The sequence below is a fragment of the Rhodopila sp. genome, assembly GCF_035548235.1.
Taxonomy (GTDB): Bacteria; Pseudomonadota; Alphaproteobacteria; order Acetobacterales; family Acetobacteraceae; genus Rhodopila.
In genome coordinates, this window is the sequence record NZ_DASZTJ010000213.1 from 64,767 (window position 1) to 82,992 (window position 18,226).

Annotated in this window: 17 protein-coding genes; 10 read left to right on the forward strand and 7 right to left on the reverse strand. The window is 65.1% G+C overall.

The window, feature by feature from the left end; genetic code table 11:
• Positions 1–199 precede the first annotated feature (199 nt).
• From VHB27_RS17745 to guaB, 3 genes are all read left to right on the forward strand, one after another.
• Positions 200–1,141, forward strand: a complete 942-nt coding sequence (locus VHB27_RS17745; protein WP_325602930.1) for an LLM class F420-dependent oxidoreductase — start codon at positions 200–202, stop codon at positions 1,139–1,141.
• A gap of 61 nt (positions 1,142–1,202) precedes the next feature.
• Positions 1,203–2,423 (forward strand): ABC transporter substrate-binding protein, encoded by a 1,221-nt coding sequence (locus tag VHB27_RS17750; RefSeq protein ID WP_325602932.1) that lies wholly within the window; start codon positions 1,203–1,205, stop codon positions 2,421–2,423.
• Between the two features lie 176 nt (positions 2,424–2,599).
• Positions 2,600–4,117 carry an IMP dehydrogenase gene (guaB, locus tag VHB27_RS17755; protein WP_325602934.1) on the forward strand — a complete coding sequence of 506 codons (1,518 nt, stop codon included), beginning with the start codon at positions 2,600–2,602 and terminating at the stop codon, positions 4,115–4,117.
• Between the two features lie 153 nt (positions 4,118–4,270).
• Here the strand turns inward: guaB and VHB27_RS17760 are convergent, their stop codons facing one another.
• Positions 4,271–4,858 (reverse strand): DUF417 family protein, encoded by a 588-nt coding sequence (locus VHB27_RS17760; RefSeq protein ID WP_325602936.1) that lies wholly within the window; start codon positions 4,856–4,858, stop codon positions 4,271–4,273.
• Positions 4,859–4,924: 66 nt separating this feature from the next.
• Here VHB27_RS17760 and VHB27_RS17765 point away from each other — a divergent pair, with 66 nt between their 5' ends.
• From VHB27_RS17765 to VHB27_RS17795, 7 genes are all read left to right on the forward strand, one after another.
• A complete protein-coding gene (locus tag VHB27_RS17765; RefSeq protein WP_325602938.1) occupies positions 4,925–5,680 on the forward strand; it encodes a GntR family transcriptional regulator in 756 nt (251 codons plus the stop codon).
• 289 nt (positions 5,681–5,969) lie between these two features.
• On the forward strand, positions 5,970–7,472 hold the full coding sequence (locus VHB27_RS17770; RefSeq protein ID WP_325602940.1) for a SulP family inorganic anion transporter: 1,503 nt from the start codon (positions 5,970–5,972) through the stop codon (positions 7,470–7,472).
• 72 nt (positions 7,473–7,544) lie between these two features.
• Complete coding sequence (locus VHB27_RS17775; protein ID WP_325602942.1) at positions 7,545–8,951, forward strand: ABC transporter substrate-binding protein; 1,407 nt, start codon at positions 7,545–7,547, stop codon at positions 8,949–8,951.
• Positions 8,952–8,968: 17 nt separating this feature from the next.
• On the forward strand, positions 8,969–9,871 hold the full coding sequence (locus VHB27_RS17780; protein ID WP_325602944.1) for an ABC transporter permease: 903 nt from the start codon (positions 8,969–8,971) through the stop codon (positions 9,869–9,871).
• Complete coding sequence (locus VHB27_RS17785) at positions 9,868–10,722, forward strand: ABC transporter ATP-binding protein (RefSeq protein WP_325602947.1); 855 nt, start codon at positions 9,868–9,870, stop codon at positions 10,720–10,722. The genes VHB27_RS17780 and VHB27_RS17785 overlap by 4 nt, the downstream gene beginning before the upstream one ends.
• A 68-nt stretch (positions 10,723–10,790) precedes the next feature.
• Entirely contained in the window at positions 10,791–12,158 is a 1,368-nt protein-coding gene (locus VHB27_RS17790; RefSeq protein WP_325602949.1) for an arylsulfatase, read from the forward strand.
• A 56-nt stretch (positions 12,159–12,214) separates the two neighbouring features.
• Entirely contained in the window at positions 12,215–13,084 is an 870-nt protein-coding gene (locus VHB27_RS17795; RefSeq protein ID WP_325602952.1) for a formylglycine-generating enzyme family protein, read from the forward strand.
• A 12-nt stretch (positions 13,085–13,096) separates the two neighbouring features.
• Here VHB27_RS17795 and VHB27_RS17800 read toward each other — a convergent pair whose 3' ends face one another.
• The 6 genes from VHB27_RS17800 to VHB27_RS17825 form a co-directional block, all read right to left on the reverse strand.
• Positions 13,097–14,752 (reverse strand): ATP-binding response regulator, encoded by a 1,656-nt coding sequence (locus tag VHB27_RS17800; protein WP_325602954.1) that lies wholly within the window; start codon positions 14,750–14,752, stop codon positions 13,097–13,099.
• Complete coding sequence (locus VHB27_RS17805) at positions 14,749–16,083, reverse strand: sensor histidine kinase (RefSeq protein ID WP_325602956.1); 1,335 nt, start codon at positions 16,081–16,083, stop codon at positions 14,749–14,751. Before VHB27_RS17805 ends, VHB27_RS17800 begins: the two co-directional genes overlap by 4 nt.
• Before the next feature lie 3 nt (positions 16,084–16,086).
• Positions 16,087–17,070 (reverse strand): SpoIIE family protein phosphatase, encoded by a 984-nt coding sequence (locus VHB27_RS17810; protein WP_325602958.1) that lies wholly within the window; start codon positions 17,068–17,070, stop codon positions 16,087–16,089.
• Complete coding sequence (locus VHB27_RS17815; RefSeq protein ID WP_325602960.1) at positions 17,067–17,465, reverse strand: anti-sigma regulatory factor; 399 nt, start codon at positions 17,463–17,465, stop codon at positions 17,067–17,069. The genes VHB27_RS17810 and VHB27_RS17815 overlap by 4 nt, the downstream gene beginning before the upstream one ends.
• A gap of 80 nt (positions 17,466–17,545) precedes the next feature.
• Entirely contained in the window at positions 17,546–17,950 is a 405-nt protein-coding gene (locus tag VHB27_RS17820; protein WP_325602962.1) for an STAS domain-containing protein, read from the reverse strand.
• Positions 17,951–17,956: 6 nt separating this feature from the next.
• Positions 17,957–18,226: STAS domain-containing protein (locus VHB27_RS17825; RefSeq protein ID WP_325602964.1), on the reverse strand; the 270-nt coding region annotated here is incomplete at its 5' end.

An 18,226-nucleotide genomic window follows, 5' to 3' on the forward strand; every position in this document is an offset into this window, starting at 1 on the left:
CCTGCCTCGTCAATCGCCAAGCGATTACGCCATAGTGCCTGCCATATTGTGCAGCGCAACATAAAAGCAAGGCAAAGGGGCCGATTCAGCCGGACTCCGGGCGATGGCAGTCATGCAACAATATCGGGACTCGTTCCGGAGCCCTTACTCCAGCCCCTCAACCAGACTACCGTCCCCTCCAATGAATCGGGAGGACTGTATGCAATATGGGTTCGGTTTGCCGGTGCGCGGCCCTTTGGCGACGCATGACGGAATTGTTACGATGGCACGTCACGGCGAACGGCTTGGCTTCACCTCCGCGACGATCGCCGACCATATCGTGTTCCCGACCGCCGTCGCCTCGCAGTACCCGTATGACGCCAGCGGCAAGCATCCCAGCACGGGCGACGCGATCGAGCCGCTGTCGCTGATGGCCTTCGTCGCCGGCGCGACGTCCCGGCTGCGCTTCGTGACCAGCGTGCTGATCCTGCCCCATCGGAACCCGGTCCTCGCCGCCAAGATGATCGCCACGATCGACGTGCTGTCGAAGGGTCGCGTGACCTTGGGCGTCGGCGTCGGCTGGATGCGGGAGGAATTCGCCGCCCTCGGGGCGCCCGATTTCGATCGCCGGGGCGCGGTCAGCGACGAATACCTGGCGATCTACAAGAAACTCTGGTCGCCCGGACCGGTCGAGCATCACGGCACTTACTACAGCTTCGGCCCGGTCCGCTGCGAGCCTTTGCCGGTGCAGCGCCCGCACCCGCCCATCTGGGTCGGCGGCCACAGCAAGGCCGCCCTGCGTCGGACCGCCCGCCACGCCGATGGCTGGCATCCGCTGGGTACGGTGGCGACCGCAGAGCTGCGCCCACCCGCATTCTCCGTGATGCTGGACGACCTGAAACGGATGACCGAAGCCGCCGGGCGCGACTACGGCCAGATCACCATCGCCTATGTCGCCCGCCTGCACGAGACGAAGACCGCCATCGATGCACCGGACCGCATGCCGTTCTCCGGTTCCGCCGCCCAGGTGCTGGAGGATGTGGAGACCTATCGCCGCCTGGGCGTCTCGCATCTGAGCTTCGACTTCCGCACCGGGGAACTGCCGTCGACCCTGCAGCGGATGGACTGGTTTGCCTCCGAGATCATGCCCCACACGCCCTGACCTTTACAGTCGGGCGCCGGCATGCGCTGCTCCCAGGCATAAGAAAGTCTGGGAGGAAACCATGCTCGTATCCCGTCGTGCCCTGGTCGCCGGCGCCGCGTCCTGGCCGCTCATCCGCTCCGCCAGCGCGGCGTCCGAAGTGACGTTCGCCTTCGTCTCCCCCTTATCGGGCGCCTGGGCCCGGGAAGGCCAACTGCAGCTAGGCGGCGCCCAGATGGCGGTCGACGACGTCAACGCCGCGGGCGGCATCAAGTCGCTGGGCGGCGCGAAAGTCCGGCTGGTGACGTACGACGCCGGCGATTCGGCGGAGAAAGCCAAGAACGCCACGCAGCGGATGGTCGCCGAACAGCCTGCCGTTTCGGGCGGTCTGGACGGGTGGCTGTCGACCTTCACGCTGGCGATCACCGAGGTGACCGAGCGGGCCCGGATACCCTGGTTCACCCAGTCCTATTCCGACCTGATCACCGGACGCGGCTTCAAATACGTCTTCCAATCCTCGCCGACCGCTGTGGACCAGGCGGAAAAGGCGCTGCCGACGATCCTGGACCTGGCGCAGCGCACGACAGGCAAGCGGCCGAAGAAGATCGCCATCCTGGCCGACAACACCGCCTCCTCGGTCAGCTTCCTCAAACCCATCCGCGGCCACGTGCTGCACGACCTGGGGCTGACGCCGGTGGTGGATGAGGTGTTCACGCCGCCGCTGACCGATGCCACGACCCTGATCCAGAAGATCCGCAGCGCTCGGCCCGACTTCCTGCTGGCGCTCCCGTCCAACGTGGGCGACGACAAGATGATCCTGGATGGGCTGGGAGAATACGGCCTGTCCGGCGGCAAGCTGCCGGTCATCGGCAATGGCGGCCACTGGGCGACGCCGGAGCTGGTGGCGAATGCCGGCAAGAGCGCCGTCCAGGGCTTGATGGTGATCACCGCCGCCGGCGCCGGTAAAGGGCTGGAGGACATCGAGCGCCGCTACATGGCCCGCACCAAGGAGCCGTGGATGCTGCAGGAGCCGCTGATGGCCTACGGCCATATCATGCTGCTCGCCAAGGCCGTCGATCAGGCCGGCAGCGCCGACCGGCAGAAGGTCGCGGAGCAGATCCGCGCTTTCGACTTCCGCGACGGGCCGGCGAAACTCTTTCCCGGCAACCACATCAAGTACGATGCGAACGGCCGGCGCGTCGACGCGGAGCTGATGATCCTGCAATGGCAAGATGGCCGGCCGGTGACGACGAACCCCGCCTCGATGGCAGTCGCCAAGGCGATCTGGCCGACGCCGGAATAAGCCGGCTCCGGCGGGATCATGGATGGGATCATCGACGGGGTCATCAGCAGGGTAAGCGGGGGGACAGGCGAACCACGCAATACAGACTGTCATTGCGCCGACGCTTTTCCATGCTTGCAGACTCCGGGTCAGCCGCCTACATGGGGCCGCCAAGGTAGCGGAAAGGTAGCCGGACCATGGCATTCGATCTCCCATCGGCGGACGATCCCTCAACCGGCTATGCGCGCCTTGCGTCGCGGGTCGAAGAAGCGCTGGCCTTCGATGACGTGCTGGTTGTTCCTGCCTACTCCCAGGTCCTGCCGAGCAGCACCAGCACCGTCGCCCGGCTGACGCGGGAAATATCGCTGAACATTCCGCTGATCTCGGCCGCAATGGACACCGTCACCGAGGCCGACATGGCCATCGCCATGGCGCAGCTCGGCGGCATGGGCGTGATCCACAAGAACCTGTCTCCGGAAGAACAAGCCGCCCAGGTCCGGCGGGTGAAGAAGTTCGAGTCCGGCATGGTCGTCAATCCGCTGACCATCCACCCCGACCAGACCCTGGCGGACGTGAAGGCGATCATGACCTCCCACCGGATCAGCGGCATCCCGGTGGTGGAACGCGGCACCAACCGGCTGGTCGGCATCGTCACCAACCGCGATGTCCGCTTCGCCACCGAACCGACGCTCAAGGTCTATGAGCTGATGACGCGGGAGAACCTCGTCACCGTCTCGGCCGACGTGAACCCCGCCGAGGCGCGGCGGCTGCTGCACAAGCACAGGATCGAGAAGCTGATCGTGGTCGACGACGCCTATCGCTGCATCGGCCTGATCACGGTGAAGGACATGGACAAGGCGGAATCGCATCCGCTGGCGAACAAGGACGAGTTGGGCCGGCTGCGCGTGGCGGCGGCGACAGGCGTCGGACCGGACGGCGAGGCCCGGGCCAAGGCGCTGATCGCGGCACAGGCGGACGTGATCGTGGTGGACACGGCGCATGGCCACTCGGAAGGCGTACTGCGCGCGGTCGAGGCGATCAAGAAGGCCTCCAACACCGTGCAGGTGATCGGCGGCAACGTGGCGACGCCCGAGGGCGCGCTTGCGCTGATCAATGCCGGGGTGGACGCGGTGAAGATCGGCATCGGTCCGGGCAGCATCTGCACCACCCGCATCGTCGCGGGCGTTGGCGTGCCGCAGTTCACCGCGGTCATGGAAACCGCCGCCGCCTGCCGGGAGCAAGGGGTGCCGGGCATCGCTGACGGCGGCATGCGCACCAGCGGCGACATCGTCAAGGCGATCGCGGCCGGGGCGGATTGCTGCATGATCGGCAGCCTGCTGGCCGGCACGGATGAGGCGCCGGGTGAAGTGTTCCTGTATCAGGGCCGATCCTACAAATCCTATCGCGGCATGGGCAGTATCGGCGCCATGGCGCGCGGATCGGCCGATCGCTACTTCCAGCAGGACATCAAGGACCAATTGAAACTGGTCCCCGAAGGCATCGAGGGCCGGGTCGGCTACAAGGGTCCGGTGCGCAATGTCGTCCACCAGTTGGTTGGTGGCCTGCGGGCCGGCATGGGCTATACCGGCAGCGGGAACATCCCGGCACTGCAGGCCAATGCGCGCTTCCGCCGCGTCACCGGCGCAGGCCTGCGCGAGAGCCATGTCCACGACGTGGCCATCGATCGCGAGGCGCCGAATTATCGGCAGGATTAAGCGGGTTCGGACCGGCTGGAAACGCCGCCGGCATCCTGACCCGGCGGGAACCTGCCCGGCGGCATGAAAGCCCCACCGGGATCGCGGAGTTCCCCTCCGCGCCCAATGACCGGCGGCGGGTCGCCGGCGTCGACGGGACGCGATCCTTTCCGATCATTCCCAACGTAACGGGACGAGCTTCCTCGGTGCGGATGCCAGGAACAGGACCAGGCAAACGCACAACAGGACGATGTCCTTGAACAAGAATTCCCCCGTCAGGTTCCAGGCGATCGGGTCGGTGGAGACACTCCATTTCACGACGCCCGGCGTCGAGAAAAAGAACGACCATGTAATAAGAAACGTACCGACCCCCATCAGCGAACCGAGCGCGGAGAGAACGGGGATGAACGCTCCGACAGCCAGGAGCACGGCGATGGTCAACTCAATGACGCCAAGAAGATTGGCTTCTCCCCTCACGCCGAAGATGGAAAGCCAGGAAACGACCGGGCTGTTGCTGATGTAGAGCGCGATGCCATGGGCCGATTGCGGCGTGAACTTCTGCAGTCCGAAGGTCACGAATATCAGGACCATCACCCAACGGAGAAGGCCCAGCATCCGATAGGAGCCTGCGCCGGCCTCGGCGACATGGAAGCTGGCACCCATAATCTGCTTCACGGACTTCACCAGGCCGACTCCTTTTCGCTTGCCGTCCGCGCCTTCTTCGAGAGCCTGGATCGGTGGGTTACGCGAGGGACGGTTCACGAAAGTGGCATTCGGGTCTCGGCACTTGTTTGTCTGGTCATGACATAATGATGTCGAACGCGTACTATGCAGAGTATGCCGATCGATACGACAAGCGCCGTCCCCTTATACGCCCAGGTCGAAGCGCTCCTGGCCGCCAACATCGAAAGCGGGCAGCTTCAACCCGGTACGCAACTGCCGCCCGAAGATAGCCTGATCGCCCGGTTCTCAGTCAGCCGCACGACGATTCGCGCCGCCGTGCAAAATCTCGCGCGACGCGGTCTTGTCGAAATCCGGCGCGGCCGCGGCACATTCGTGTCCCGCCCCAAGCTGACCCAGGAACTCAGCGGCCTGACCGGATTCGTCGAGGACATGCAGGCCCTCGGCAAGCAGGCGACCGCTCGGCTGATCGACAAGCAGGTGCTGCCCGCGACCGAAGCCGTGGCCGAACATCTCAAACTGGAGCCAGGCGTTCCGGTCGTCCGCATTCGGCGTGTCCGCCTGGCTGACGGCGTGCCCATGTCGCTGGACGAAACCTACCTGCCCCACGAGGTCGGAGTGAAGGTGATGGCCGACGACCTGGAGGTCGATCCGATCTTTACCCTCCTGGAACAGAAATACGACCTGCCGCTGACGGAAGCCGATTACCGGTTGGAAGCGATCGCTGCCAATTCCGACGTAGCCGTTGCCCTGTGTGTGCCGCTTGGCAGCCCGATCTTCCTGGTCGAACGGACGTCGTTCTGTGCTGACCGGCGGCCGATTGATTATGAGCGTCTGCACTACCGGGGGGACCAGATCAGCTTCGTGACGCGATTGGCGCGCCGACGGAGTCAGTCGATATGACTATTATATGGTCATATTTTCCATATATGCATAAATCATGGTCTTAACATGCACTATATATATGCATTATGGGATTGACCATGGGTTCTGAATGGAGGAATTTTAGTATCTGAACAAAGAATATTCGACATCGCTGATTTTCTCTATTTGTTCATAATGACGTCATGATGTCTCGGTGTTAGGGTCCATCCATGAAGCAAGTCATGGATCCGACCCCCACACCGAACGCTTCCACCCCCGCGGCCCAACACAGCCGCCCTGGCCAAGCCATCCCGGAGCGTTCCCGCGCATGACTGTCGCCGGCCCGCTCACCGCGCCGCCGCCATTCACCGACACGGCGCGGCCGTGGACACTTCTGCGATCGCCGAGCGGGGTCGTCCGAGAGGGCCTGGCGGGCATCGTGACGATGCTGGCGCTGATCCCCGAGGTCATTTCGTTCTCGTTCGTATCCGGCGTCGACCCGAAGGTGGCGCTGGTCGCCTCTGTCGTCCTGGCGTTCGTCATGTCCATCCTGGGTGGTCGCCCGGCCATGGTGACCGCGGCCGCGGGGTCCGTGGCGCTGGTGATCGGTCCGATGGTGCGGGCGCATGGCGTACCCTATGTGCTGCCGACGGTCATCCTCGCCGGCATTGTCCAGGTGGCATTCGGCGCCGCCGGCCTTGCGCGCATGACCCGTTTCATCCCGCGGTCCGTCATGCTTGGCTTCGTCAACGCGCTTGGCATCCTGATCTTCTGCGCCCAGGTGCCGCACGTCATCGGCGGCGATCCGGTGGTTTACGGCCTGTTCGCCGTGACCGCGGCGATCACCCTGTTGTTGCCGCGCGTCACGACCGCCGTCCCCGCCGCGCTGGTCGCCATCGTGGCGGCCACCGCGATCGTCGGCTTCGGGCATCTTCATGTGCCGAACGTCAGCGGCGACGCGCCGGCCTCGGCCGGGCTGCCGGGGCTGACGCCGCTTCTGGTGCCGCTCAATCTCGATACGCTGCGGATCATCTGGTCTACCGCGCTCAGCGTCGCTTTCGTGGGCCTCCTGGAAACGCTGCTGACGGCCCGGTTGGTGGACGACCTGACCCGCACCCCGTCCAACAAGGGCAAGGAATGCTGGGCGCTTGGCGTCGCAAACGTCCTGGCCAGCCTGTGGGGCGGCATCGGCGGCTGCGCCATGATCGGCCAGAGCATCGTCAACGTGGAGATCGGCGGCGGCCGCACCCGCCTGTCGACTGCGGTCGCCGCCCTGGCGCTGCTCGCGATGCTGACCGGTCTCGGCGGCCTCATGGCGCGGATCCCCATGGTGGCGCTGGCGGCGGTGATGATGATCGTGGCGATCCGCACGGTGAACTGGCGCAGCGTTCGGCCCGGGACCTTGAAGCGCATGCCTGTGTCGGAGACCGCGATCATGCTGCTGACGGTCGGCGTCACGGTCGCGACCGGCAATCTCGCGCTGGGGGTCCTGTGCGGCGTTGTCCTGGCCACCATCGTCTTCGCCCGCCGCGCGGCGCAGGGCACGATCGCCCATCGGACGCTGTTGGGTGACGGCAACGCGGTGCGCTACGTCGTGCATGGCCCCCTGTTCTTCGGCAGCAGCCACGACCTGCACGAACACTTCACCCATGCGGCCGATCCGGCCGATGTCACCATAGACCTGACGCATTCGCCGATTTGGGACGCCTCCAGCGTCGCCGCACTGGAGGCGATTGAAACCAAGTACCGCGGTCTCGGTTCGGTCGTGACCTGGGTCGGCTTGGACGAACGGAGTGCCGCGTTCCGACAGCGACTGAGCGGAATACTCTAGGCGCTACCGGCGTGTTTTGAATTCCTGGCAGGGAGAGGCTGAATGGGTGCCGTCCGGCGTAAACGATTGGCCATGACCGCTTTGTCCGCGGCACTGGCGCTGACTGTCGGCCTTCGATCCGCGGGCGCGGAGACGCTGGACATCGGCATCGGCATCCAGGACACGACGACCAACACCGTCACCGGCGGCGTCGTCCTCCAGCAGCTTGGGCTGTTCAAGAAACTTCTGCCCAAGACCGGCAAATACAAAAACATCACGTATTCGCTGTCCTGGCAGAACTTCACCTCCGGTCCGCCGATCACGAACGGGATGATGGCGAACAACATCCAGATCGGCATGATGGGCGACTATCCGCTGCTGGTCGACGGGGCTACCGGACAGGCCACCGGCAATGCGACGGAACTGGTGGCCATCCTGGCGTACAATGCCCATGGCGGCGGCAACGGCATCGTCGTGAACAAGGACACGCCGCTTTACGACTTCGACGACCTGAAGGGCAAGACCGTTTCGGTGCCATTCGGATCGGCCGCCCACGGGATGCTGCTGCGTGCGCTGCAGATGCATGGGTTGACCAATGATTTCTGGAACCTGGTGTCGCAGTCCCCCGAAATCGGCACCACCAACCTGCAGCAGAAGCGCATCGACGCGCATGCCGACTTCGTGCCGTTCCCGGAGCTCCTGCCCTTTCGGGGTTTCGCCAGGAAGATTTATGACGGAGCGGAAACGGGCGTCCCGACGCTGCACGCCGTGATCGTGCGCAAGGACTTCGCGGACAAATATCCCGAGGTCGTCGTCGCATACATCGAAGCCGTGATGCAGGCGAACGACTGGTTCCGGTCCAATCCCCAGCTCGCCGCCACCAAGATCGAAGACTGGACGAAGATCAACAAGGAAGTCGCTTACATCTACCTGGGGCCGGACGGGATCATGACATTGGATCCCACGATCAAGCCGGCCTGGGTGGCGGCGCTGAAAACCGATTACGGGGTGTTGCAGCACCTGAACATGATCAAGCCGCTCGATATCGACACCTGGATCAACGACACCTATGTGCGCCAAGCGTTCAAGAACGAGGGGCGGGACTATGACAAACAGCTCAAGTCGATGGCCAGCTATGACGTGAAGGGCCGGGACCCGGTCTGCAAGACGCCCATCACCAATCCCGCCGAAGCGGGCCAGGTCTGGATCCGTGGCGGCGACATCGTGAGCTTCAGCTCCCCCGTCTGCACCCTGCTGGGCGTTCGGCAGTACCAGGCCGCGGGCAAGGCGCTGAACGCCGTCTACCTCGTGGACCACCAACTGGGCATCAAGGTCTTCGCCGATGAAGCCTTCTTCGCGGTGAACGACAAGGACCCCAAGAAGCCCGCCATCACACCGTTTCTTCTGAAACGGGATGCCGAGGCCTATGCGAAAGCGAATGGCGGCAGGCTCGCCACTTACGCCGAGGCCATCAAGGACGTCGCGGACTTCACTCCCTGATCGGGAAGGGCAGCATCATGAGCGCAGAGGCCATGCCAGTGACCGAGGGACCCGTGATCCGCTATTTCGAGCGGGAGAAGCCGGATGAGACCGCTGCTCCGGCCCAGAAGCCGATGCGCCTGCCGGTCCGGATCAGTTCGGAACGGCTGGTCGCCATGGCCTCGGCCTGCGTGTCGATCGGCTTCCTGTTCATTGTCTGGTACCTCGGCACCAGGTACCGGATCAATTTCTATATCCGGTTCCAGAACATACCGACGCCTTATGAGGTCCTGGTCCAGGCCGGCGAAGTCGTCGGCTCCACCAAGTTCCTGATCAATGTCGGGATGAGCCTGGAGCGTATCCTCTCAGGCTTCGCGTTCGCCATCGTCGTCGGCGTGCCGTTGGGCCTGCTGATCGGGCGGTACCCCCGGATCAGGGCGCTGACGATGCCTGCCGTCGAGGTGTTGCGGCCCATCCCGGCGATCGCCTGGGTGCCGATGTCGATCATGCTCTGGCCGAGCAACGAATCCAGCATCATCTTCATCACCTTCATCGGCGCCTTCTTCCCGATCCTGTTGAACACGGTCCATGGCGTCCAGGCGATGGACGGCGTGCTGTTGCGGGCGGGGCAATGCCTGGGCGCGAACGAACTGCAGCTATTCTGGCACGTCATCCTGCGCGGCGCGCTGTCCCATATCTTCACCGGCCTGGCGATCGGCATGGGCGTCGCCTGGGTATCGTTGATCGCGGCCGAAATGATCTCGGGCCAGTTCGGCGTCGGCTACTACACCTGGGAGGCGTACTCGCTGGTCAACTACCCGGCGATCGTGCTGGGCATGATCACCATCGGGATGCTGGGCCTGCTGTGCAGCGGCGCCATCCGCCTCGTCGGCCGCCTGGCCATGCCGTGGCTTGCCTTCGCACCGGAGAGCAAGAAATGAGCGACAAGGGCTTCATCGACGTCCAGGGCGTCAGCGTCCGGTTCGCCAACCGCGATTCCGTGGTGCAGGCCGTCAAGAACGTCTCGCTCACCGTCCAGCCCAACGAGTTCGTTTCGCTGATCGGGCCGTCGGGCTGCGGCAAGTCCACCCTGCTGAGCATCGTCGCCGGCTTCGCCAGGGCCTCCAGCGGGCAGGCATTGCTGGACGGGGTGGCGATCACCGGCCCCGGTTCGGACCGCGGTGTCGTGTTCCAGCAGTATTCGCTGTTTCCCTGGCTGACGGTACGGAAGAACGTCGAATTCGGCCTGAGAATGAATGGCGTTGCGCGCAGCAAGCGGGAATCGTCGGCTCGCACGCTGCTGGGGCTCGCGGGCTTGCTGGCGTTCGAGAACCACTATCCCGACCAGTTGTCCGGCGGCATGAAGCAGCGCATCGGCATCGTGCGCGCGCTGGCCACCAGCCCGCAGGTCCTGCTGATGGATGAGCCATTCGGCGCCCTGGATACGCAAACCCGAGCGGTGATGCAGGAAATACTGACGAATATGTGGCAACAGTTCCGGATCTCGGTTCTGTTCGTTACACACGATATCGAAGAGGCGGTCTTCCTGTCGGACCGCATCTACGTGATGACGGCAAGGCCAGGGCGGATCAAGGCGGAGGTTCGCGTGCCGCTGCCCAGGCCCCGTACTGCCGCCATGACCGAAACCCCCGGGTTCATGGAGCTTGTACACAAATTGAAAGGACTGATCCGAGAGGAGTCGATCGCGGCGATGGGCTCCGAACTGAAGTCGGGCGGCCTGACCGGCTTCGGCATGGACGTAGGCCCGCAGGGCATAGGCCAGCTTCTGTAGCGAGCGACGGGACACGTCGTCCCGCACTCGCGACTTATCCAAAACAAAGTCATAACGGAGTCAAACCCGTGACGTCCCCCAAACCGAATATCCTGTTCTTCCACGTCGACAACCTGGGCATGGGCGAACTCGGCTGCTACGGCGGCGGCATCCTGCGCGGCGCCGACACGAAGCGGATGGACCAGTTCGCCAAGGAAGGCACCAAGCTCACGCACTACGTCGTCGAGCCCCAATGCACCCCCACCCGCTCGGCACTCATGACCGGGCGCTTTCCAATCCGTTCCGGAAACCATACGATCGCGCTGGGCGGCAACGGCGGCGGCATCGTGACCTGGGAACGCACGATCGCCGAGGTCCTGTCGGAAACCGGCTACGCCACGGCGATCTATGGCAAGTGGCACATCGGCGCCGAGGCCGGGCGGTTCCCGACCGATCATGGCTTCGACGAATGGTACGGCCCGCTGCGCACTTACGACGAATGCATGTGGACCGAGGATCCACACTACGTGCCGGAGCGGGACGGCTACTCCCACATGCATGAAGGCGTGAAGGGCAAGGGCGCGTGGCCGCTGCTGGACCAGCAACTGACCATGGAGACCAAGAAGACCTGCGACCTGGAATACCAGCGCCGGGCGCTGAAATTCATGGAGAAGTCGGCGCAAGCCGGCAAGCCGTTCTACTGCTACTTCAACCATTCGCTGATGCATTTCCCGATGCTTCCGCGCGACGAGTTCAAGGGCAAGAGCACCAACGGCGACTGGGGCGACTGCCTGCTGATGCTGGATCATGATTTCGGCGTCCTGCTCGACAAGCTGGATGAGCTGGGCGTCCGCGACAACACCATCGTCGTGATGTGCGGCGACAACGGCGCCGAGGATCACCTGGCCGGCCGCGGCACCGGCGGCTTCTTCGATGGGTCCTATTTCAGTTCCGCCGAAGGCGGCATCCGCACGCCCCTGCTGATCCGGTGGCCCGGCAAGATTCCCGCCGGTGTCGAAAGCAACGAAATGGTGCATGTCACCGACATGTTCACCACACTGCTGAGCTTCGCCGGATGCAGCGCCCCCAAGGACCGCCTGATCGACGGCGTCGACCAAAGCCCGTTCTTTCTGGGAGAGCAGCCGGCCTCCAACCGCGAATCCTGCCTGGTGTGGCTGAAGGACGAGCTGCACGCCGTGAAGTGGAAGGACTTCAAGATCAACTTCAAGCGTCAGCAGCACTTCCACGACCCGGAGCTGCCGCTGGGTTTCGCGCGCATCACGCATCTCCAGGAAGACCCGAAGGAACGTGAGCCGGTGAACCAGCGCTATGTCCGCTGGTGGGTCATGCAGCACGCCCACCGCATCGTGCGGGCATTCGAGGACAGCGTGAAGCAGGAAGAGCTGATCCCACCTGGCTCGCCGCTGGATTTCGTCCCCCAACAGGCGGGACGGTGACCACCACGACAGGGAAGGCGATCGGGAGGGGGCAATGCCCCCTCCCGACCCAGGACATGGCATGGATCGCCGGTGGTGCCTTCCTGATGGGCTCGGATCGTTTCTATCGTGAGGAACGCCCGATCCACCGCGAGAGCGTCGATGGTTTCTGGATCGACCGTTACCTCGTCACCAACCGCGCCTTCGCCCGGTTCGTCGAGGCCACCGGGTATGTCACCATGGCAGAGCGGCGGCCCGACCCGACGTTGTATCCCGATGCCGACCCTTCGCTGCTGGTGCCCGGCTCGTCCGTGTTCCGCAAGCCGCCGGGGCCGGTTCCGCTGGGCGATTACCGGATGTGGTGGGCCTATGTGCCGTCGGCCGACTGGCGACATCCGGAAGGACCGGACAGCGACATCTCAAGCCGCATGGACCATCCGGTGGTGCATGTCGGATATCATGACGCCCTCGCCTATGCCGCGTGGGCCGGCAAGGCGTTGCCGACCGAGGCGGAATGGGAATTCGCCGCCCGTGGCGGCCTGGATGGCGCAGCCTATGCCTGGGGCGACGAGCCCATGCCGGGCGGGCGCATCATGGCCAATACCTGGCAAGGCCGCTTCCCTTGGGAAAACCTGGCGGAGGACGGGTATGAGGGCACCTCGCCCGTCGGCGCCTTCCCGGCCAATGGCTATGGCCTGTTCGACATGATCGGCAATGTCTGGGAATGGACGGACAGCCCCGTCACGCCCCATGCCCCCGTTAAGCACGCATGCTGTTCCCCCGACGATACCGATCCGCGGGCCACGCGACGCGTGGTGAAGGGAGGGTCGCACCTGTGCGCGCCCAATTACTGCCTGCGATACCGGCCTCCCGCGCGCCAGGCAGAACCAATCGATACGTCCACGAGTCACATCGGCTTTCGTTGCATCATCCGCGATCCCCGGTGACGACACCGGCGCTCACTCTGGATCGGCCGGTGCCGGTCCGTTTGACGCCAGAATGGACGACCTGGGCAGCAGGATGGTGATCGTCGTCCCGCTGCCCAGCACGCTATGCACCCTGACGTCGCCACCCGACTGGCGGACGAAACCATAGACCTGCGCCAGCCCCAGGCCGGTCCCCTTGCCGACGTCCTTGGTGGTGAAAAACGGCTCGAACAGCCGTGCCTTCACCTCATCCGTCATGCCGGTGCCGCTGTCCTGGATGTCCAGCCGGGCGTAGTCCCCAGGCGCCAACTGCAGGTTTTCCGGCGAATCGTCGATCGTGACGTTGCCGGTGACGATACGCAGGTGCCCGCCATCCGGCATCGCATCCCGTGCGTTGATCGCCAGGTTCAACAGCGCCGTCTGGACCTGGCTGGCATCCGCCACCACCGGCCAGGCGTCCGGCGCCAGGTCCAGTTGCAGGCTGACCGACGGACCGACGCTACGCTCCAGCAACGCCCGCGTGTCATGCACCAGCGCATTCAGTTGGAGATGTTCCAAACACAGGTCCTGCTTGCGCGCGAATGCCATCAACTGGCTGACCAGCTTCGCACCCCGCTGCGCGGCGCTGATCGAACTGTTCAGCAACCGTTGCAGGCGCGGATCGTCCACCCGGCTGCGCGTCACTTCCAGCCCGCCCAGGATCGCCATCAGCAGGTTGTTGAAGTCATGCGCGATCCCGCCCGTCAGGTGGCCCAACGCCTCCATCTTCTGCAGTTGGCGGATCTGTTCCTCGGTGCGTTCGCGCTCTTCGATCTCCCGCCGCAGCTTGTCGTTCGCCGCTTCCAAGTCTCGCGTGCGCTCTGCAACGCGCCGCTCCAGGTCCTGGTTCAGTGCCTCCAGCGCGTCGCGCGCCTCTTTCTCCACGGACCGGTCGTACAGGATCTTCAGCGCGCCCACGACGACCGAACGACGGTCGCGCAACGGCACCATCCGGCCGCTGGACCAGAAGCGGCTGCCGTCGCGGCGCTGGTGCCAGCGTTCGGAACGGACACTCTCCCCCCGCCCTGTCGCCAGCATCTCCTGCAACGGCACCCCGGTGTCGACATCGTCCAGGACAAAGAGGCAATCGTAATGCTGGCCGATGATCTCGCCATGATCGTAACCAAGAAGCGCGCTCGCACCGGAGTTCCAACTGGTGACGCAACCGTCGAGATCGCAGGTGAAGATCGCATAGTCGATCGCGCTCTCGACGATCATGCGATAGCGCTCACCCACCTCCTGCGCCTGGAATTCCGCGTTGCGCAGGCGCAGCATGGCGCGGGCGACGGCAATCAGCTCGATCGGTTCGACGGGTGTCGTCAAGTAGCAGTCTGCGCCGCTGTCCAGGCCGCTGACCCGGTCGGTGGTGGAGATCGAGGTCGCCGAGATCTGGATGACGATGATGTCGGGCCAGGCGGATTTCAGCCGACGGCAGACTTCCAGCCCGTTGATGTCCGGCAGGTTGACGTCCAGCAGCACCAGCAGCGGCTGGCGCTGGGCGATGACCTCCAGTGCCGTGCGGCCGTCGGCGGCTTCCAGGACATCCATCCCGCCCATGCGCAACGAGCGCGTCTTGATATAGCGGCTCGCCGCGTCGTCATCGACATTCAGGACGGTCGGCCGCCGCTGCTCCTGAATCAGCGAACTCATCCCGCGTCTTCTTCCCGATCCGTCGTCTTTCCGAACCATTCCGGTGCGTCACCACCTTTGCCTGACAGAACGTCGGTGACGACTCCCGGTTCGTCCGTCACCGACGGCTCGTCCCGCGGGAACCGCAGCGGCAGCGCCAATGTGAACGTCGAGCCTACGCCGACCGCACTGACCAACGTCAGGGACCCACCCAGCAGCGTCGCCAGCCGGCGGGACAGCGACAGACCCAGACCGGTGCCTTTCGCCTTGCCCTGCAACGGGTTGGCGATCTGCGTGAACTCGTCGAAGACGCGGTCCCGGTCCGCTTCGCTGATGCCGATCCCGGTATCCGCGACCGTCAGCCGGCAATCGCCGCCGGCGAAGGCGCCGCAAACGCGCACTTCTCCCTGTTCCGTGAATTTCAATGCGTTTGAAACCAGGTTGCGCATGATCTGCGACACTTTTCCGTCATCGGTGAACAGCATCGGCGCCGCCTGGGGTTCCTCGAAGATCAGCTCCACGTCGTCGGACTGGCGCAGTGGCCGCATCACGGCGCGCAGACTGCCGAACAGTTCGGGCAGCGCGAACATCCGCGGCCTGACCTCCAGGCGCCCCGCCTCCGCCTTCGCCAGGTCCAACAGGTCGTTGACCAGTTCCGTCAGGTTGGTCGCCGATACCAGGATGTAGGAAACCTGCTTCTCCTGTTCCTCCTGCAACGGCCCGTCCGCATGGTCCAGCAACAGCCGGCACAGGGCCAGGATCGAGTTCAGCGGTGTACGGAGCTCATGGCTGACATTCGACAGGAACCGCGTCTTCAGCTCCCCCGCCGCCCGCAATTCCTCCGCCCGGTCATCCAGCTCGCCGTAGAGTGCGAGCACGCCGCGATTGGTGTCCTCCAGCTCCGCGTTCAAGCGCAGCAGCTCCTCCTGGTGAGTGAGGCCGGTTTCCTCGGCCGCCAGCAACTCGCCGTTCATCGCCCGCAGTTCGCCGATCGGATCGGCGGATGAGGCTTCGCCCGGCGCGGCGTCCGACGCCGCGCCGTCCAGCACCAGCGTGACGGCCTCGGCGTCGACATCAAGCCGGAGACGACCGGTGACCGCCGGATGCAGTGCCTCCAGGTCGGGCAGCAGGGCGTTCAGCGGCGCCCCCTCGATCCGCGCCCAGACGCGTCCTGCCTGGCGGTCGAAAACAGCGCGGAGATCGCCACCCAGCAGCAATGCCGCGCAGGCAAGGTCGGTTACGGCTGCGGCGAAGCGCCGTCCATCCGGGACGCCGGCACCCGTCAGGCTCAAGGCATGCCGCCGGCAGGCAAGGATGTCGTCCGAACCCACGAGCGGAATGGTCAGCGCCATCGCTCAACCCTTCCAGACCACCACCGAGGCATCGTCACGACCCCGGTTATGGTCGCGATAGAGCACCCCGGCGATCAGCATCGGATCCTGACCGAACAGGCCCCCTCGTCCGTCCGGCGACCACGTCGACGTCAGGCCGTCGGAGAACATCACCAGGACAGGGGTCGAGAACAGCGGATACTCGAACACCTGGATGCGTCCCACGACGTGCCCCGCAGTCCCACTGTGGGAAACCATCCGGCGCACACCCCCCGAATCCACGATCAGCCCGGCGATATTGCCGATCCCGCCATAGGTCACCTTGCCGTCCGCGATCCGCGCCGCGGCCAGCGCCGCGCCCCGGGTCGAACGCAGGGACGCGTGCAGCCCAGCCAGCAGGGCGGACGAGTCCCGCCCGTCATGGACCAGGAACGCCCGCGCGGCCATGCCGGACGCCCGGGCCGCGTCGGGACCGTGCCCGAGACCGTCGGCCAGCAGAAGGTGGACGGTCCCGTCGGGGTCGGTGCGGATCGCCGCCGCGTCGCCGCAAGCCGTCTCCCCGGGTTTCGCCACGCACAGCGCCGCTGCAGGGCGCCGCGGCGGTTTCGGCAGCGTTCCCCCCGTCCGCACCAAGATAGCGGTGCCGCGGGCCGCCTCGACGTGAAACAGCATCTCCCGGGAGAGCCGGCGGACTGCGCCCAACCCGTTACCGCTGGTACCACCGGTGGAGAACCCGTCCCGCAGCGACTGTGCAACGTCGATGATGCCCGGACCGCGGTCCAGCGCCAGGATCTCGATCCCCCCTGGATCGCCCTCGTCCGGCCCCGCCAGCAGCTCTCCTCCACCGGCATGGCGCAGCATGTTCTGCGCCAGTTCCGTCACGATGATCGCGACCTGGCCGGCGCGTGTCTCATCATAGCCCAGGGCGGCCGTCAGGCCGCTGATGTCCCGCCTCGCGCTGCTGACATCGGTCGCCTCCTGGATCGTATGGCGGCGCATCTCGGTCATGTGCCGTGCGCGATCGTGACGCGCGTGCCGGAGCCGGGCTTGGATTCGATGCTGAATTCCTTGCAAAGCCGGCGCGATCCGCCAAGGCCGAGACCCATCCCCTTCCCCGTCGTATAGCCGTCGCGCATCGCCTGCTCGATATCGGCTATGCCGGGCCCGTGATCCTGGAACAGGATGCGGACACCGCAGCGCGGCGGGACGCCGGCGAAGGCGATGGTCGCCTCCCCTCCGCCGCCGTGGGTCAGGGTGTTGCGCGCCAGTTCGCTGGCCGCGGTCACCAGCTTCGTCTGATCGACCAGGCCCATGCCCGCCTCGATCGCAAAGCGCCGAGTTTCCTGCCGGATACGCACGACATCCTCCCCCGACCGGATCGGCATGACGCTAGGACCGCGCATCGGGGGAAGGTTCGCACGCGAAACGCCGGATCAGCAAATCCAAGGCGACAGGGTCCGCGACCGCGGGCCGGTGGCGAAGGTCATTGCTCAACTGCGTCGTTGCCTTCGGCGATGTCGTCCGTCGCCGCGTCATGCTCCTGTTTGCGGATCAGCGCCATGCCGCGCTCCGCATTCAGCGCCGTGGCGACACCGGGCAGCGACAGGCCAAGCTCCACCAGGGTGATGGCGACCGCCGGACGCATGCCGACAACGACCGTCTGGGCGTCGAGCACGCGGGCAACGGTGGCAATGTCGGACAGCGTCCGGCCGATGAAGCTGTCGACGATCTCCACCGCCGAAATGTCGATCAGCACCCCCCGAGCGCCGGATTCGACGATACGGGCGGTCAGGTCCTCCTCCAGCGCCGTGGCCAGACCGTCATGCAGATCCATCTGGATCGTCACCAGCAGCGCCGATCCAAGCTTGAGGATGGGAATCCGGTCCATGGCGGATCACGCGGCTGAAAGGGGCGAGGCCGGCTTGACCGCGACCACGGCACGCCCGATACGCCGCAGCGCGAGCGCGAACGCGTCGGCGAGATTGGCCTTCGAGGTGACGTTCAGTTCGACGCCGAGGTGGACCATGGTCTGGGCGATCTGCGGGCGGATACCGCTGATGATGCAGTCGGCCCCCATCAGCCGCGCGGCGGCTACCGTCTTCAGCAGATGCTGTGCGACCAGCGTGTCAACCGTCGGCACGCCGGTGATGTCGATGATGGCTAT

Coding starts and splice junctions, on each gene's coding strand:
- VHB27_RS17745 (WP_325602930.1), top strand. CDS start 200: ATGCAATATGGGTTCGGTTTGCCGGTGCGCGGCCCTTTGGCGACGCAT.
- VHB27_RS17750 (WP_325602932.1), top strand. CDS start 1,203: ATGCTCGTATCCCGTCGTGCCCTGGTCGCCGGCGCCGCGTCCTGGCCG.
- guaB (WP_325602934.1), top strand. CDS start 2,600: ATGGCATTCGATCTCCCATCGGCGGACGATCCCTCAACCGGCTATGCG.
- VHB27_RS17765 (WP_325602938.1), top strand. CDS start 4,925: ATGCAGAGTATGCCGATCGATACGACAAGCGCCGTCCCCTTATACGCC.
- VHB27_RS17770 (WP_325602940.1), top strand. CDS start 5,970: ATGACTGTCGCCGGCCCGCTCACCGCGCCGCCGCCATTCACCGACACG.
- VHB27_RS17775 (WP_325602942.1), top strand. CDS start 7,545: ATGACCGCTTTGTCCGCGGCACTGGCGCTGACTGTCGGCCTTCGATCC.
- VHB27_RS17780 (WP_325602944.1), top strand. CDS start 8,969: ATGAGCGCAGAGGCCATGCCAGTGACCGAGGGACCCGTGATCCGCTAT.
- VHB27_RS17785 (WP_325602947.1), top strand. CDS start 9,868: ATGAGCGACAAGGGCTTCATCGACGTCCAGGGCGTCAGCGTCCGGTTC.
- VHB27_RS17795 (WP_325602952.1), top strand. CDS start 12,215: ATGGCATGGATCGCCGGTGGTGCCTTCCTGATGGGCTCGGATCGTTTC.
- VHB27_RS17800 (WP_325602954.1), bottom strand. CDS start 14,752: ATGAGTTCGCTGATTCAGGAGCAGCGGCGGCCGACCGTCCTGAATGTC.
- VHB27_RS17805 (WP_325602956.1), bottom strand. CDS start 16,083: ATGGCGCTGACCATTCCGCTCGTGGGTTCGGACGACATCCTTGCCTGC.
- VHB27_RS17810 (WP_325602958.1), bottom strand. CDS start 17,070: ATGACCGAGATGCGCCGCCATACGATCCAGGAGGCGACCGATGTCAGC.
- VHB27_RS17815 (WP_325602960.1), bottom strand. CDS start 17,465: ATGCGCGGTCCTAGCGTCATGCCGATCCGGTCGGGGGAGGATGTCGTG.
- VHB27_RS17820 (WP_325602962.1), bottom strand. CDS start 17,950: ATGGACCGGATTCCCATCCTCAAGCTTGGATCGGCGCTGCTGGTGACG.